The sequence below is a fragment of the Anaerobacillus sp. MEB173 genome, from assembly GCF_052119505.1.
Lineage (GTDB): Bacteria > Bacillota > Bacilli > Bacillales > JBJMAU01 > JBJMAU01.
Window position 1 is genome coordinate 1 of sequence record NZ_JBJMAU010000021.1, and the last position, 15715, is coordinate 15715.

The window sequence follows — 15715 nt, forward strand, 5'->3', positions numbered from 1 at the left end:
GAAATAAAAAGTAGAATGAATTCATTCTCAAGAAACTCAATATGTTATCTAGTTTTGAAGGAATAACCTTCATAGAGTCTGGTGGCGATAGCGAAGAGGTCACACTCGTTCCCATGTCGAACACGACAGTTAAGCTCTTCAGCGCCGATGGTAGTTGGGGGTTTCCCCCTGTGAGAGTAGGACGTTGCCAGGCTAAAAATAAGACTAATCATTAGTCTTATTTTTTTTTGCTTTAGTTCGACTGAATAGAGGAGCACCTTCCAACTATTAGTCAGAGGTTATTCTCTATGGTCGAGGGCTTATCAGCAGATAGCAATGATAGTGGCACCCTTTATGTTATAGACTATTGCACATACATAACGAAGTATTTCAACAGCTGTGTAAAAGCGTAACACCTATTTGTATCCTAAATAATTAAATTCTAAATTCTACATTGTTTTACCTTTTTCCCCTTGACTAATAATCAGAAAATTTGAAATAATAACAATAATAGACGATAATTAATATGCATAATTTTTTCCGATTGGATGAAAATAACAATAAAACTCTTAGTGTAGAATTTAGAGTTTAGAGTGTAGAGTTGTAGAAAATCTAATCAAGGAATGTTATTACAAGCTCTTCAAAGCCTTTTCAATTAAAGGTTTTAACTCTAAACTATAAAATCTACACTCTAAACTAAATTGGAGGTTTTCGAAATGATCTATTTATTCCTAGCAATTACTGTTCTAAGTCTCTTTTTCACGTTAAAGATGAGGAAACCGATTTTGTTAACTGTTCCGTTTGCGACAATATTTGTCTATTTAATCGTTCAAATTGCCATGGTACCGATGGGATTCTTTGAAACCGTAAAATTCATTTTCAGCCTTCGTTAATAAAAAAATCAACAAAAAAGGATTAAGTGCCAAACAGCACCTAATCCTTTTTCTATTAAAATCCCTTAACTCTAAACTCTAAATTCTAAACTAGCCCTTAATTCTAAATTCAAAATTTTAAATTCTACATTTTAAAGCTTCTGTTCAATCCCCGTCTGTCCTTGGACAAATACTCTTTCAAACCGTTCTTGATCCTGCTTAGAGGCAGTTATGTACGAGGTAATCATCGCAACAAGGAAGCTGAGTGGGATACTAATGATTCCTGGGTTGTACAATGGAAATAGTGGACTTTCTCCAAAAAATACGCCCATCATGTTTGGACTGATAATAACGAGTATCGTTGATGAGAGAAAGCCTGTAATCATTCCTGCAATTGCGCCGATGGCTGTAAGCCCTTTCCAGTAGAGTGAAAGGAAGATGAGCGGAAAGTGGACTGATGCTGAAAATGCAAAAATCAACGATACAATAGCTGCGACATTGAGATGCTGAACCAACAGGGCGAACAAAATAGAGATACACCCGACACCGGCAGCGGCAAGTTTTGCAATTTCCATTTGTGCCCGCTCGGATGCTTTGCCGTTACAGAGTACATGCCGGTAAAAGTCATGAGCAAATGAGGCTGAGGCACATATGATAATGCCTGAAACGACAGCGAGAATGGTTGCAAAGGCAATTGCTGAAATAAATGCCATCAAGAAATCACCGCCAAGGCTAAAGGCAAGAAGGGGTGCTGACATGTTCCCGGATTCATCAACGAGCTTAAGATATTCCCATCCGACAAATAATAAAGCGCCAAAGCCAAGGATAATCGTCATAATATAGAAGATACCGATCACACCAATGGCCGATATGACTGACGTTCTTACAGTAATGGCATCCTTGACTGTTAAGAATCGGATGAGAATATGCGGCAAGCCGGCTGCACCTAATAGTAATGACATTTGCAGCGATATTGTATCAACGGGATTTTTAAAGAGATTTCCCGGGTACAAAAAGCCTTCCCGAAATGGCTCCGAAAAGCGAACGGCCTCAATGAACTGAAAAACATTAAAATTAAATCGTGACAGTACAATTAAACAAACCATCAGAACACCCGTCAGCAACAGCATGGTTTTTACAATTTGAATCCACGATGTTGCCATCATTCCTCCAAAAACAACGTATAACGTCATTAGTGCCCCGACTACGATCACGGCAATCTCGTAATCTACCCCAAGTAATAATTTGATAAGAGAGCCTGCTGCTACAAGCTGGGCAACCATATACAATATCGAAATAAACTGTGTGCTAATCGCTGTGCACAGTCTTGTTTTTTTTGCCGGAAAACGTGCAGCAATAACATCACCCATCGTGAATTCCCCGAGATTACGCATCGGTTCAGCGATGAAGAGAAGTAATACCAAATAAGAAACAAGGAAACCAATCGTATAAAAAAAGCCATCAAAGCCATAGAGTGCAAAAGCTCCTGATACACCTAAAAATGAGGCGGCACTCATATAATCACCAGCGATCGCCAAGCCATTTTGATAGCCAGACAATTGTCCGCCGGCAGTATAATAATGGGTGGTAGAGGTCGTCTGTTTTGCAGCCCAGTATGTAATTAACAATGTTCCAACAATAATTGCCAAAAAGAAGATAAAGGTCGTAATCGTCATAAATAATTCCCTCGATTTACCGATTCATTTTTTAATTGTTCGACAGTTTCGTCAAATGATTTGGCCTTTCTATAATAGAGAAAGCAAATCAACCAAATCGCAAAAAATTGAGAGAGTGCATAGAACCAAGCAAATGGAAGACCACCAATGATGGTGTGATTCATTATATTTGGGAAAAATGTCGTCAGTACCGGTAATGAAATATAATACAAAAAGAAAAAGAGAGTAAGAATCAAGATGTAGGTCCGTTTCTTACTCACGAAGCGTTTAAATGTAGTTGAATCATAGATTACTATTTTCCGAGACAAGGCAGGCGCACCCCCAATTTAAGCCCACGTAGTTAGCCTTATAATATCATAAGATGTACATTGAGTAAATATTTCGAATTTTGGTACTAATTGTAGAAAATATGGTAAACTATAACCAAAGGCGAGTTTAGAATTTATAATGTAGAATTTAGAATTAATAGGACTTTTGCGTGGGAAATTCTACGAAGCATTTTCCACAAGGTCCACATGAATAAGCAAACAATTCTAAATTAATCAAAGTAATTACCCAAAAATAAAGTTCCTTTTTTTGTAGAGGGGAGTAAGGCATAGTGGATCACATCACCATTGCTCTGTTTGAAAGAATGGGGATCTTTTTGCTATTAGCATTTATCTTTACGAGAATTCCTTCTTTTAAAAATCTATTGGATCGAGAAATGAACTGGAAAATTGCTATCTACTATTCAATCATCTTTGGGATGTTCAGTATTACAGGAGCCTTGGCTGGGTTTGTGATCGAGGATGGTGAATTTATCCGAACGCTATTGATTCCTATTGTAGGTGAATCAGCTGGACTCGCTCATACAGGCATTGTCGGTCTTGTGATGGGGGGATTATTAGGCGGGCCGATCGTTGGCCTTGGAGCTGGTGTGATTGCTGGGATTCATTTTGCGATTAATGGCGGGATGACTGCCGTTTCTTATGCTGTTGCAGCACCCTTTATCGGTGTGTTTGCTGGCTTTTTTGCGAGGTTTTTTTCAAAAGAGCGGGTCATTACACCGGCGAAATCGCTCTTTATCGGCATGTTTGCGAGTATTATGGCGATGTGCTTTGTACTGGCCTTTACTACTCCTGCACACGTGTCAGTTGAGTTTGTCAATCTTGTTGGCATTCCAATGGTCATCAGTAACAGTGTGGCGATCTCGATTTTTACATTAATGATTCGCGTTGCCCTCTCAGAGAAGGAGCAGGCTCAAGCACTGGAAACAAGACGAACGTTAACGATCGCTGAACAAATACTGCCGCATTTAAAGCAAGGATTAAATTTTGAGACTGCAAGGACGACTGCACAGCTTTTAATGGATGAGTTAAAGCCGACCGCGGTCGCCGTCACCGATGCAAAGCAAATATTAGCACATGTCGGAAGTGGTTCTGACCATCATTTGATCGGTGAGCGGATTTTGACGAAAAGTTTTTTTACGGCATTGGCGAGCGGGAAAGTTGAAATTTATACTGATCATGAACAGCTGCAATGCTCAGAGAAGAATTGTCCGCTTGGAGCAGCGATTGTTGTTCCGTTTAGTCAGTCGGGTCAGGTTGCTGGACTCATTAAGCTTTATTACAAACGGCCTCAGCAAATTACGAGTGCGGATGTTGCTTTGGCACAGGGATTAGGAAAGTTAATTTCCAATCAGCTAAGCCTTGCTGAAGCCGAGAGAATGAGCAAGCTGATGAAAGAGGCTGAGCTCAGGACATTGCAGGCTCAAATCAATCCGCACTTTCTCTTTAATACATTAAATACGATTGTTTCGTTAATTCGTGTTCAGCCGGCAGTGGCGAAAAATGTAACGATTGAGCTGGCGCAATTTATGCGTGCAAATTTAAAAATATTATCGAAGCCGCTCATTTCACTGACACAGGAAATCAATCATATTCTTTCCTATTTAAAAATTGTCGATGTCCGTTTTTCAGATCAACTGCATGTCGAAATCGACATTGATGAAGACTTAAAAGAAGCATTCATTCCACCTTCGACAATTCAGCCACTCGTCGAAAATTGTATACAGCACGGCTTAAAAAACACAGCAACAGGAGGAGTCATCGGCATCAAAATTCGACAGCTTGAAAATGAAGTGTATTTATCAATAGAAGATAATGGGTCAGGAGTCGATGAAAACCTCCTTGATTATTTAGGAATCATCCCATTGCAGCAGAAAAAAGGCAATGGTGTTGGTGTCTATAATGTTAATCAGCGCCTAACAACATTGTTAGGAAGTAAATCAGCATTAAAAATTCGTAACAAAAATGAAGGGGGAACACGCATCTCCTTTGTTATCCCTAATGTTAGTTCTTTAGAAGAGGGTGATTACATTGAGCATTAAAGTAATGATTGCCGAAGATGAGAAGTTAGCTAGAGAAGAGCTGGAGTTTATTTTTAGCGAATATACAGATATTGAGCTATGTCCGAGTGTTATCAATGGGAGAGAGCTATTGGAAAAAGTCGAGGAATATCAACCGGATGTCGTCTTTTTGGATATAGAAATGCCTGAGTTAGCAGGGATTGACGCAGCGAAAAAGCTCCGGGAGCGAGAAAGTTCACCGTTGATCGTATTCACAACAGCCTACGATCAATATGCGGTCGATGCCTTTGGACTGAATGCCGTCGATTACTTATTGAAGCCATATACTGAGGAGCGTCTAGAGGAGGCTCTTTCACGGGTTCGAAAAGAGTTACAGCGTCTCGATCGTCCAGCTTCGGCAAATGAGAAGGAAAAAAGTGAAAAACTGACCACTGCAAAAAACAAAGAGCAATCGCCAAAAATTTCAAAACTGCTATTAGACGACGGCAATCGAGTGTCGGTTGTCAATCCTGCTTCCATCTATTATGTGATGCGAGATGAGCGGGTCGTTCGTATTTTTACGAAGGATAATGAATATGAGTCAAAGTTTACATTACAGGAGCTTGAAGAAAAGCTCGCGCCGTATCATTTCTTCCGGTCACACCGCAGTTATTTGGTGAATCTCGATGTGATCGAAGAAATTCAGCCTTGGTTTAACCGGACTTATAATTTAGTACTAAAAGATCATCCAAAAACAAAAATCCCCGTCAGCCGAGCCGCTGCGAAAGATTTGATGAAGATCTTGCAAGGGAAAGAGTAAACATATGTAAGTTGAAACGACTATCAAATGGTAGTCGTTTTTTCTATCTTGAAGGTAGTTGGCTAGCCGGCCATATGAGCTGTTAAATAGGCAAAAAAGCAAGAAATGGAGGGGGAAGCGGCCACGAGAGCCCTTAATTAGGGAAAATAAAGAAAATAACGGTGAAAAAAATGAGAATAAGGATTGTGGTGGCCGCGAAAAACAAAAAGTGAGGATAAGAGTAGGAATAAGAGCACTGGTGTCCGCAAAAAAACGATATAGATGTTATCGCGCTTAAGCTTTGTACGGTTCATACTGTCAGAAAGTCCATAGGACCTTCCTTGTGGCCATTTAAGTAACTCATTTTGACCATTCAAACACAACTACGGACGTTTTGTGCGAATTTTTACAAAAAACAGAATATTTAGAATATACTGCAGGTAATCGCCTACAAAATATCGAATGAATACTGAAAACGTTAGGAGGAGGATACGAAATTAATGAATAATCGAAATCGAAATGCCGCGATTTCAGCCGTAGCCCAACAAGAGCAGCCTCAATGCAAACATTGCCAGAGTGAAGATGTGAGGGTGATAAGTGAAACGCAGTATAATTTCTTTCTATCAACGTTGCCAGTACTTGTAGCGATCATCTTTATGTTTACTGTACATCTAGCATTTTTCTTCTTAATTCCATTCGTTCTGCATTTCAACGGAAGAATAGCAGCCAAGAAATCACCACTTATTGTTTGCCGATCATGTAAGTCTTCTGAGATACATAAGCAAGGCTGACATGATTTACAAAAACGAATCCAAAAGGAGGTACACAAATGAAAAAAATCGATAAGAGTATTGCTGATGCGTATTTTCGCAAACGTACACGGAATATGTTCATCTACCTGGCCATTGGTTTTCTTGCATCATTCGGAGTCGTAATGTTCCAGGAATTCTTTTCACAGTTTACGTTTTTAGGAATGCCATTCCACTACTACATGGGTGCTCAAGGTGCGATTCTTGTCTTTATCGCGATGTTAGTTGCTAATGCGGCGATCAGTGATAAGATCGACAAAGACTTCGGTATTGACGATGAAGCGAGCGTTCGAATCGGTGCAGGAAATACATTAGACCACTAATCATAGTAAGAAATTCAATAAAAATTATAAAAAATAAAAAAGCAATGGAGCTTCTTTAGGGGGGATATAATGGATCAGCAATCAATCGTGTCTTTATCTCTTATCTTAGCGACTTTCGGACTTTATATCGGTATTGCAATTTTTTGTCGGGCAAAACAAACTTCTGACTTTTATGTAGCCAGCCGTGGCGTACCACCATTATGGAACGGTATGGCAATCGGCGGGGACTGGATGAGTGCTGCATCATTCATCGGTATGGCCGGTACGGTTATGATCATGGGATATGGTGGATTAGCGTATATTATGGGTTGGACAGGTGGTTACCTCCTACTCACATTCTTACTCGCTCCACAATTACGTAAATACGGCAGATTTACAGTTCCAGAATTTATCGGTGACCGTTTTGGCAGTCACAAAGCAAGACTAATTGCTGCAATCGGGACAATTATTATCAGTTTTACGTACATTATCGGACAATTATCAGGATCTGGGGTAGTAATCGGACGTATCCTGCAAATTGATGCGATGTATGGAACAATGATCGGGGTTGTCATTATTGCGATCTATGCAACATTAGGTGGAATGAAAGGGGTAACTTGGACTCAGGTTGCTCAATATATGATCTTAATCGTTGCTTATATTATTCCAATCGTCTTTATGTCACTTCAAGTAACAGGAAATCCATTACCATGGCTTTCTTATGGAACAATTGTTAGTGAACTCGGTGCACTTGACCGTGAATTAGGTTTAACAGAGTATTTTGCACCAACAGAAAATAAAGCTCAAATGTTAGGGTTAATGTTCTGTTTAATGTTAGGAACAGCAGCATTACCGCACGTAGTTGTACGTTTCTTCACAGTATCAACGATGAAGGCAGCTCGTTGGAGTGGTGCGTGGGCGATCGTATTTATCGCATTACTATACCTTTCAGCTCCAGCCTATGCAGCATTTTCTCGTTTCATTCTTATGACACAAGTAGCAGGGCAATCAATTGCAGGTCTGCCAGCTTGGACAAAAACATGGGTAGATACAGGAAAATTACAAGTAGCTGACACAAATGGGGATGGAATTCTACAATGGCAAGAGATTATAATTAGTAATGACATTGTCGTTATGGCGACACCTGAAATTGCAAATCTTGGAGTATTTGTTGTTGGTCTCGTTGCTGCTGGAGCGATGGCGGCGGCATTATCAACGGCTGGTGGATTACTAATTACAATTTCTTCGTCATTTGCTCATGACATTTACTATCGTCTCGTGAATCCAAATGCAAGTGATAAGAAGCGTTTAGCTGCAGGACGTTGGGCAATCGTATTATCAACGCTTGCTGCAGGGATTGTCGCACTTGACCCGCCAGGAGTTATTACGCAAATCGTTGCATGGGCCTTCTCACTAGCTGCAGGTACATTCTTACCAGTTCTTGTTCTAGGAGTTTGGTGGAAACGAGCGAACGCCCAAGGTGCAATTGCAGGGATGTTATCAGGCTTAGGTGTTACACTTACGTATATCATCTTAGCTAAGCAAGGAATAACGATCTTTGGATTGCTAGACACTGCTGCAGGTGTATTTGGGGTTCCGGTTAACTTACTAGTAATGTACCTCGTATCGAAAGCAACTGCTGCACCGCCTCAACATTTACAAGATGAGGTTATGGATCTACGCTATCCAGAGCAAATGACTTATAAAGATGGCGAGGTATGGATGGATGAGGCATCAGGAAAATAGTGAGTTTTATGAACAAATAAGCAAGCATCCTCTGTTTCGAGGAACAACCAGCCAAGAATTCGCACAATTAATGGAACACTGCACACTACGACACTATGAAAAATCCGAAAAGGTACTATATTCAAAGACTCCGCGTGAAGGTCTTCTGCTCATCCTTGATGGGATGGCAGAGGTCCTCATTGCCGGGGACAATATTCATCAATCCCAAGAAGTCCTGGAAATTCTCCAAACTGGTGATATCATTGGATTCTCCAGTTTGGCTGACTTCTTAGGTGAACCGACAAATCATAATTACAACTACACAGTTGAAGTGCAAGCCGTAGATAATACGGATTGTTTGCACATCCCTTACACAGTCCTTGAAGAGAGATGGCACATTGATGATGTACGAGACTTTGTTCTCCGTCAAGTTGCCGTTCGCTTGAAGGATATTTATGCGTCTTTGGCAGAACAGGTTCAACTTGCTAATCAGTGGGGAGAAAGTGACGCATTTATTCAACGCATTCAAGATGTGATGACATCACCTGTGATTTCCGTTCAAGTGACGGACCCGATTCACGAAGTAGCTAGTCTGATGGTTTCAAAGGCAATCAGCTCAGTTATCGTGATGAACAAGGAGACGCTTGCCGGAATCATTACGGAAAAAGACTTGGTGGCCCGCGTTGTCTCGAAGAACCGTCCGCTTGATCGTCCGGCATCAGAAATCATGACGGAAAACCCGATTACGATTCAACGAGATGCCTACTATTATGAAGCACTTTCTACCTTATTAATGAATGGTGTTAAGCACTTGCCTGTACTCAATGGGGAACGTGTTGTTGGAGTTGTGACGCTATCACATCTCCTTCGCAAAAAGAACCGTGGCATGATGCAAGTGCTGCAAACGATTGAAGAATCGACCTATGAAAATCTTCCGTCGGTAAAAAATGCAATCTATGAAGTATTGTCGACGCTCATTCATGATGAGGTTCCAACAATTCATACGTTGGAAGTCATTACGAAGCTGTATGATCGTCTTGTGAAGCATTGCGTCGATTTAGCGATTGCCTCATTAAAGGCTCAAGGCAAGGGAGAACCACCCGTTGCGTTTTGCTGGTACCAAATGGGCAGCGGCGGCCGGGGCGAACAGTTTTTATTAACAGATCAGGATCATTTCTTAGTGTATCAAGACTGTGACTCTGAGCAGGATCAGCAAGTGGCGAATGACTACTTTGCTTTATTAGGTCAGGAAATTGTGAATCAATTAGAAAAAGCTGGCTATGTACAATGTATCGGAAAGAACATGTCGAATGAAGACGTATGGCGTGGCTCACTAACAAAATGGCGTGATCGTATTCGTGGATGGAGTCTAAGAGCAACAAATGAAAATGTGTTATTAGGCCATAATTTTTATTCTTACCGTTTTTTATATGGAGACCCATCACTGCATGATCAATTTATAGAAATGATCAAAGGACAACTTTCCAAGGCCCGAATTTTCTTTTACCGAATGGCCCAAATGGAAAAAGATCACCCGGTGCCATCGCTTGATCATCCGATTCGTGCCCTGTTCCGCTTAGAAAAAGATTCAATTGATATCAAAAAGAACGCCCTCTTTCCACTGCACCACTGCATCCAGCTGCTGGCGATTCAAAACGGCATCTTTGAAGGAACACCATTACAAAAAATAGACCGCCTTGTTTCGAAAAAAGTCTTTACCGAAGCACAAGCCGACGACCTACGTTTCGCCTATGAAGTCGTCCTTGGCATCCGTGTGAATCAAACATGGGCAAAGTTCAAGCGCAATGAAAAAGGGAGCTCAAAAATTAAATTTACCCACTTGAAATCCCGGGAAAAAGAACAACTCATTCGCGCCCTGAAAATCATCAAAACCTTGCAGAATCAAGTGCTCGCTGTGTTTGCAATGTAGTGGAGAAGCAGTTTAGAGTTAAGAGTGTAGAGTTTAGAGTTGATGTGGGTTGTTCTATGAAGTCTTTTGGGAAGATCTACGAAGCTAGTATCCTCAAAGATTTTAACTCTAAATTCTAAACTCTACACTCTTAACTTTTATAGAAGGTTTTCTTTCGTAAGTGTCGAAGCTTATTGTATAATAAAGTGCCTGACTCTTTTAAAAAATCAAATAAATCAACCCTTTGGGGAAGATCTACGAAGCAATTACCCTCAAAGGTTTCAACTCTAAACTCTACACTCTAAACTCTAAACCCTAAACTAAAAACTAATTCTAAATTCTACATTCTAAATTTCCTAAAAGGAAGTGATTTCTTTGTTCTGGAAACGTAAGCGTTTACATTATCAATTAGATGTTCAACCGCCGTTGTCGACGCCAATTGAGGAACTGTCCTTTACTGTTTTTGATACGGAAACAACGGGATTTGCGATTGGCGGGAAAGATCGTGTCATTGAAATTGGAGCGGTTCATGTGAGTCAGCTTGAAGTGACAGAGACAACTTTTCAAACGTTTGTGAATCCGTATCGTGATATTCCGGCTAACATTACCGAATTAACAGGTATCGAACAGCACGATGTAGATGGTGCCCCTTCTGCATTGGAAGCAATCGAAAACTTCTTTCAATTTATAGAAGATACCGGAAGCTGCGGGTGGGTAGGACATTATTTAAGCTTTGATGTTATGGTGATTAAACGAGAGCTGCAACGGGAGAAGTACACATTTGAGCAACCACTCTATTTTGACACTCTTGACCTCATCGGTTATTTAAATCCATCGTGGGATATGAGGGATCTTGAGAAGTATGCGTGCGCATTTGGAACACGGATATATGACCGTCACCGTGCCCTTGGTGATGCGTTAACGACTGCCCATCTTTTTTGTGAATTACTTAAACACACTAAAGACAGAGGTAAAAATACATTAGGTGAACTGATTGAAATTTTAGATACTGAAAACCGTACAAGAGTATTATCATTTTAGAGAGAAACGTATTGTAATAACAATGCGTTTCTTTTTTTTGGGTGGTTAGGTAGCTGAGCGGCCACCAGAGACGTTATTTTGATGGAAATCACCATTTTAATGGTGTATGCGGACACAGGAGACCTTATTGTAACTTTTTTACATAGAGTTGCCTTTCATTGAGCTGAATAAGTGCACTCATGTCCGCTAAACTCAAAAAGTAGTCCATATGTGGTCAAATAAGGGCTCTTGTGTCCCCGTAGATTTTTTATCCGGAAACTAAGTCCGTGATTTGCTCAGCGGATATACAGTCATAGCTGGCCATCTAAAAGTGGACCACTACTTAATAGAAAAAACTAGATTTCACTCCTCGACACGCTGTTTCAGTCTGTTATAGTGGGAAAATTCGAAAAAATAAAAAATATTTCCTTGTCCCTCTTGACTTTTTGGTATATATGCCTCTTTTCGTTAATAAACTGTTACAAATCATAAACAACACATTAACGAAATTAGGGAGGCGAGTGGTGTGCACGATTACATCAAAGAGCGAACCATCAAGATTGGCAGGTATATCGTGGAAACAAGGAAAACCGTTCGAACGATTGCAAAGGAGTTCGGCGTTTCTAAAAGCACCGTCCATAAAGATCTTACAGAACGATTGCCTGAAATTAACCAAGAGTTAGCCAACCAAGTAAAGGAAATCCTTGAATATCATAAATCAATCCGACATTTGCGAGGTGGTGAGGCGACGAAGGTTAAGTATAAAAATGGTTCGCAAAAAGATGCAACAAAAATAGTGGAAACGCAACCTTAAATTTTAAAAAATTGAATCCCTGTTATTACAAAATGTGATAAAATAGTTCATTGGAGTAGAAATTAACAATATGAGTGAAAAGAATAGTTACTCAACATGATTTCCCAACAAAGATAGCTTAATTACATCATATTGATAATAACTAATTGCCAAACAACAGAAGATAATACGTAATTTAACATTTATCATATAGACCGACGAAGAAACGGATCATGCTTAACAGGGAGGATTTAAAGATGTTTGGTAGGGATATAGGAATAGATCTTGGTACAGCAAATGTACTTATTCATGTGAAGGGTAGGGGCATTGTGTTAGACGAACCCTCTGTCGTAGCCATTGATACGAACACAGGAAAAGTATTAGCAGTTGGTGAGGAAGCCTTTCGGATGGTAGGCCGAACACCTGGAAATATTGTTGCGTTACGTCCGATGAAGGATGGAGTCATTGCAGATTTTGATATTACTGAATCTATGTTAAAACACTTTTTAGCAAAGATCAATGTAAAAGGCTTTTTAACTAAGCCACGGATTTTGATTTGCTGTCCAACAAATATTACATCAGTTGAACAAAAAGCAATTCGTGAGGCTGCTGAAAAAAGCGGCGGAAAGAACGTGTTCTTAGAGGAAGAACCGAAAGTAGCAGCAATCGGAGCAGGTATGGATATTTTTCAGCCAAGCGGTAACATGGTCGTAGACATAGGCGGTGGGACAACAGATGTTGCTGTGCTTTCAATGGGCGATATCGTCACCGCCTCTTCAATTAAAGTGGCAGGGGACAAGTTTGACCAGGATATCCTGCAATATATCAAAAAAGAATATAAGCTCTTGATCGGGGAACGGACAGCAGAGAATATCAAAATGGAAGTAGGAACAGTATTTCCAGATGCTCGGCATGAAGAAATTGACATTCGTGGACGTGACTTGGTCAGTGGACTTCCACGTACCATTACCGTATACTCAAAAGAGATACAAGAAGCGCTTGCAGAGTCGGTTTCCGGCATTGTACAAGCTTCAAAAAGCGTACTTGAACGCACACCGCCTGAGCTGTCGGCAGATATTATTGACCGAGGTGTTATTTTAACTGGTGGAGGCGCATTATTACACGGAATCGATCTTCTTTTAGCTGAGGAATTGAAAGTGCCGGTTCTCATTGCTGAAGAGCCGATGCACTGTGTAGCCAAAGGAACAGGAATCATGCTGGAAAATCTCGATAGAATCTCGAGACGTAAGGTGAAAATATAAGAAACATTAATGGAGGAAAACGATGTTACGAGGCTTATACACGTCTGCTGCGGGGATGATTTCACAACAGCGACGACAAGAAATGTTGACGAATAACCTGGCTAATGCCAACACACCGGGCTTCAAAGCTGATCAAACTACATTACGCTCATTTCCTAATATGCTCATTAATGAAATGAGCAATGCCAAGAAGCTTCCGGGTTCAAATCCTATCGGCAGTTTAAGCACAGGGGTGTATATGCAAGAGGCGATTCCGAAGTTTCTGCAAGGAGACATGCAGGAGACAGGGAATCGTACTGACATCGCTCTATTGCAAGGACTCGTTCCAATTAATGATGAAGGGCAGCAAGGGATGCTGCTCTATGCGATACAAGCTGAAAATGGTGAGACTCGCTATACGCGAAATGGTAACTTTACCATTGACGGCCAAGGGATGCTTGTTACGAATGATGGACATTATGTACTTGGCCAAAATGGTCAACGAATTGCAGTTGGCAGTGAAGATTTCAGTGTTAATGAACTTGGATTGATTACAACCGCACAAGGAGTTGCAGGTCAGCTGAATGTTGTCTTTGCTGAGGATCCAACCAACCTTGTGAAGGAAGGAAGCGGTTTATTCCGACTTGAAGGTGGACAAGCTCTTCCTACAGCGATCGGCAATCCGAATATTACGTATCAACTAAAGCAAGGCTTCATCGAACGCTCAAATGTCGATCTTAACGACACAATGACCGACATGATGACCGCCTTCAGAGCATTCGAAGCCAACCAAAAAGTCCTCCAAGCCTACGACCGCAGCCTGGAAAAAGCGGTTAATGAGGTAGGGAGAATAGGGTAATAGTTTAGAGTTAAGAGTGTAGAGTTTAGAGTTAAAACCCTCGAGTGAAAGGCTTCGAAGGTTTTAACTAAAAGACTTCTTGTAAAAACCTGCACCAACTCTACACTATAAACTCTACACTCTAAACTAAAAAGGGGTTTATGAAACGTGAACTTATCCATGTTAACGGCTTCGTCTACGATGGGGCAATTGCAGAAGAAGATTGATACGATATCAAATAATATGGCTAACAGCAGTACGACGGGTTATAAGCGGCGTGACTCACAGTTTTCGGATTTGCTTTTTCAGCAGGTGAACAATCAGCCGCAGCCTTATCATGAAATCAACCGTCAAACACCAAATGGAATTCGTGTAGGCTCTGGAGCGAAAGTGGCTCAGACGAATATACGGATGGATCAAGGCGCGGTTCAAACGACTGGGCGTGCTTTGGACTTGGCTTTGAACGATAAAGGGCAGTTTTTTCAAATCCAAGTGAGTAATGGTAATGTTGTCTCAAACCAATTAACGAGAGATGGCGCTTTTTATTTAACACCAAGCAGTACCAATCCTGATCTTCTTAATGTTGTAACGAGTGAAGGACATTATTTACTAGGAAATAATGGTCCGATCACTATACCAGCAAATTACAGTGAGATTATCATTAATCAAAATGGACAAGTAGTTGCACAAATGGCAAATGGCACGAGCCAAGTTATCGATACAATTGAGATTGCAACGGTACATCGACCGCAATTGTTACAGCAAATGGGTGATAACCGCTTTGCGCTGCCTAACCTTGCTGAGCTGGATATTAACCAGGCTGACGTAATAGAAATTGTTAATCCGGCTGCAGTCCGAATGACGCAAGGTGCTCTTGAAGGATCAAATGTCGATCTAGCGAAGGAAATGAGCGATCTCCTTGTCGCACAAAGATCATATCAATTTAATGCAAAAGCAATCAATCTATCAGATCAAATGATGGGGCTTATCAACGGAATTCGTTAAGCCAAACTAAGTGAACAATTGGGGAGTAGTTTCATGAGTGACGAATTGGAGAAGCGAGAAAAAAACAAAAAGGCCGAGCAAAAAGAAGAGAAACAAAAGCAAGAGCCTCATAATGAAAATAGAAGAGAAAGGCGAAAAAGAATTCGCAAACAGCGTAAGGGGCGAATTCGATTAATCCCGATTTGGCTTCGTCTCATCATCATTATTTTTCTAGCTGCCGCCAGTTTAGTTGCAGGCCTCGTTGTTGGCTACGGAATCATTGGTGACGGCCATCCCGCCGACGCCCTGAAAGTAGAAACCTGGCAGCACATCGTTAATATAGTGACAGAAGGAACGGAGAAAAACTAAAAGCGAATTTAGAGTTTAGAGTTTAGAGTTTAGAGTTAAAATCTTAGCAAGCCATTACTTCGAAGTGTTTTAA

15 protein-coding genes and 1 rRNA gene are annotated in these 15715 nt (G+C 40.8%); 14 read left to right on the forward strand and 2 right to left on the reverse strand.

Annotated elements, in window-relative coordinates; all coding sequences use genetic code 11:
• Positions 1-77: 77 nt before the first annotated feature.
• Both rrf and ACJ2A9_RS20930 read left to right on the forward strand, forming a co-directional pair.
• Positions 78-193, forward strand: a 5S ribosomal RNA gene (gene rrf / locus ACJ2A9_RS20925).
• Positions 194-695: 502 nt separating this feature from the next.
• Positions 696-872, forward strand: coding sequence for a hypothetical protein (locus tag ACJ2A9_RS20930; protein WP_441423643.1), 177 nt, complete (start codon positions 696-698; stop codon positions 870-872).
• 131 nt (positions 873-1003) lie between these two features.
• On the opposite strand, the gene ACJ2A9_RS20935 is transcribed toward ACJ2A9_RS20930, so the two are convergent.
• Both ACJ2A9_RS20935 and ACJ2A9_RS20940 read right to left on the reverse strand, forming a co-directional pair.
• Positions 1004-2527 (reverse strand): solute symporter family protein, encoded by a 1524-nt coding sequence (locus ACJ2A9_RS20935; RefSeq protein ID WP_441423644.1) that lies wholly within the window; start codon positions 2525-2527, stop codon positions 1004-1006.
• Positions 2524-2835 carry a DUF485 domain-containing protein gene (locus ACJ2A9_RS20940; protein WP_441423645.1) on the reverse strand — a complete coding sequence of 104 codons (312 nt, stop codon included), beginning with the start codon at positions 2833-2835 and terminating at the stop codon, positions 2524-2526. The genes ACJ2A9_RS20935 and ACJ2A9_RS20940 overlap by 4 nt, the downstream gene beginning before the upstream one ends.
• Positions 2836-3125: 290 nt before the next feature.
• On the opposite strand from ACJ2A9_RS20940, the gene ACJ2A9_RS20945 reads away from it, so the two are divergent.
• The 12 genes from ACJ2A9_RS20945 to ACJ2A9_RS21000 all read left to right on the forward strand — a co-directional run bounded on the left by ACJ2A9_RS20945 (position 3126) and on the right by ACJ2A9_RS21000 (position 15642).
• Positions 3126-4895, forward strand: a complete 1770-nt coding sequence (locus ACJ2A9_RS20945; RefSeq protein ID WP_441423646.1) for a LytS/YhcK type 5TM receptor domain-containing protein — start codon at positions 3126-3128, stop codon at positions 4893-4895.
• The gene (locus tag ACJ2A9_RS20950; protein ID WP_441423647.1) at positions 4885-5673 is read left to right on the forward strand and encodes a LytR/AlgR family response regulator transcription factor; all 789 of its coding nucleotides are present in this window, start codon (positions 4885-4887) and stop codon (positions 5671-5673) included. Before ACJ2A9_RS20945 ends, ACJ2A9_RS20950 begins: the two co-directional genes overlap by 11 nt.
• A gap of 479 nt (positions 5674-6152) precedes the next feature.
• Positions 6153-6443, forward strand: a complete 291-nt coding sequence (locus ACJ2A9_RS20955) for a hypothetical protein (protein WP_441423648.1) — start codon at positions 6153-6155, stop codon at positions 6441-6443.
• Positions 6444-6481: 38 nt separating this feature from the next.
• A complete protein-coding gene (locus ACJ2A9_RS20960) occupies positions 6482-6784 on the forward strand; it encodes a DUF4212 domain-containing protein (protein WP_441423649.1) in 303 nt (100 codons plus the stop codon).
• A 69-nt stretch (positions 6785-6853) separates the two neighbouring features.
• The gene (locus ACJ2A9_RS20965) at positions 6854-8509 is read left to right on the forward strand and encodes a sodium:solute symporter family protein (RefSeq protein WP_441423650.1); all 1656 of its coding nucleotides are present in this window, start codon (positions 6854-6856) and stop codon (positions 8507-8509) included.
• Entirely contained in the window at positions 8490-10418 is a 1929-nt protein-coding gene (locus ACJ2A9_RS20970; protein ID WP_441423651.1) for a DUF294 nucleotidyltransferase-like domain-containing protein, read from the forward strand. The genes ACJ2A9_RS20965 and ACJ2A9_RS20970 overlap by 20 nt, the downstream gene beginning before the upstream one ends.
• A 354-nt stretch (positions 10419-10772) precedes the next feature.
• Positions 10773-11438, forward strand: coding sequence for a 3'-5' exonuclease (locus ACJ2A9_RS20975; protein ID WP_441423652.1), 666 nt, complete (start codon positions 10773-10775; stop codon positions 11436-11438).
• A gap of 505 nt (positions 11439-11943) precedes the next feature.
• Positions 11944-12231 (forward strand): sporulation transcriptional regulator SpoIIID, encoded by a 288-nt coding sequence (spoIIID, locus tag ACJ2A9_RS20980; protein ID WP_441423653.1) that lies wholly within the window; start codon positions 11944-11946, stop codon positions 12229-12231.
• A gap of 236 nt (positions 12232-12467) precedes the next feature.
• The gene (locus ACJ2A9_RS20985) at positions 12468-13472 is read left to right on the forward strand and encodes a rod shape-determining protein (protein WP_441423654.1); all 1005 of its coding nucleotides are present in this window, start codon (positions 12468-12470) and stop codon (positions 13470-13472) included.
• A gap of 22 nt (positions 13473-13494) precedes the next feature.
• Positions 13495-14310 carry a flagellar hook-basal body protein gene (locus tag ACJ2A9_RS20990; RefSeq protein WP_441423655.1) on the forward strand — a complete coding sequence of 272 codons (816 nt, stop codon included), beginning with the start codon at positions 13495-13497 and terminating at the stop codon, positions 14308-14310.
• Between the two features lie 147 nt (positions 14311-14457).
• On the forward strand, positions 14458-15294 hold the full coding sequence (locus tag ACJ2A9_RS20995) for a flagellar hook-basal body protein (RefSeq protein WP_441423656.1): 837 nt from the start codon (positions 14458-14460) through the stop codon (positions 15292-15294).
• Between the two features lie 33 nt (positions 15295-15327).
• On the forward strand, positions 15328-15642 hold the full coding sequence (locus tag ACJ2A9_RS21000) for a DNA-directed RNA polymerase subunit beta (protein ID WP_441423657.1): 315 nt from the start codon (positions 15328-15330) through the stop codon (positions 15640-15642).
• Positions 15643-15715: the final 73 nt, after the last annotated feature.

What these genes read in the sequence shown, in the direction of transcription:
- ACJ2A9_RS20930 (WP_441423643.1), top strand. Translation starts at nt 696, where the DNA reads ATGATCTATTTATTCCTAGCAATTACTGTTCTAAGTCTCTTTTTCACG.
- ACJ2A9_RS20935 (WP_441423644.1), bottom strand. Translation starts at nt 2,527, where the DNA reads ATGACGATTACGACCTTTATCTTCTTTTTGGCAATTATTGTTGGAACA.
- ACJ2A9_RS20955 (WP_441423648.1), top strand. Translation starts at nt 6,153, where the DNA reads ATGAATAATCGAAATCGAAATGCCGCGATTTCAGCCGTAGCCCAACAA.
- ACJ2A9_RS20960 (WP_441423649.1), top strand. Translation starts at nt 6,482, where the DNA reads ATGAAAAAAATCGATAAGAGTATTGCTGATGCGTATTTTCGCAAACGT.
- ACJ2A9_RS20965 (WP_441423650.1), top strand. Translation starts at nt 6,854, where the DNA reads ATGGATCAGCAATCAATCGTGTCTTTATCTCTTATCTTAGCGACTTTC.
- ACJ2A9_RS20970 (WP_441423651.1), top strand. Translation starts at nt 8,490, where the DNA reads ATGAGGCATCAGGAAAATAGTGAGTTTTATGAACAAATAAGCAAGCAT.
- ACJ2A9_RS20985 (WP_441423654.1), top strand. Translation starts at nt 12,468, where the DNA reads ATGTTTGGTAGGGATATAGGAATAGATCTTGGTACAGCAAATGTACTT.
- ACJ2A9_RS20990 (WP_441423655.1), top strand. Translation starts at nt 13,495, where the DNA reads ATGTTACGAGGCTTATACACGTCTGCTGCGGGGATGATTTCACAACAG.
- ACJ2A9_RS21000 (WP_441423657.1), top strand. Translation starts at nt 15,328, where the DNA reads ATGAGTGACGAATTGGAGAAGCGAGAAAAAAACAAAAAGGCCGAGCAA.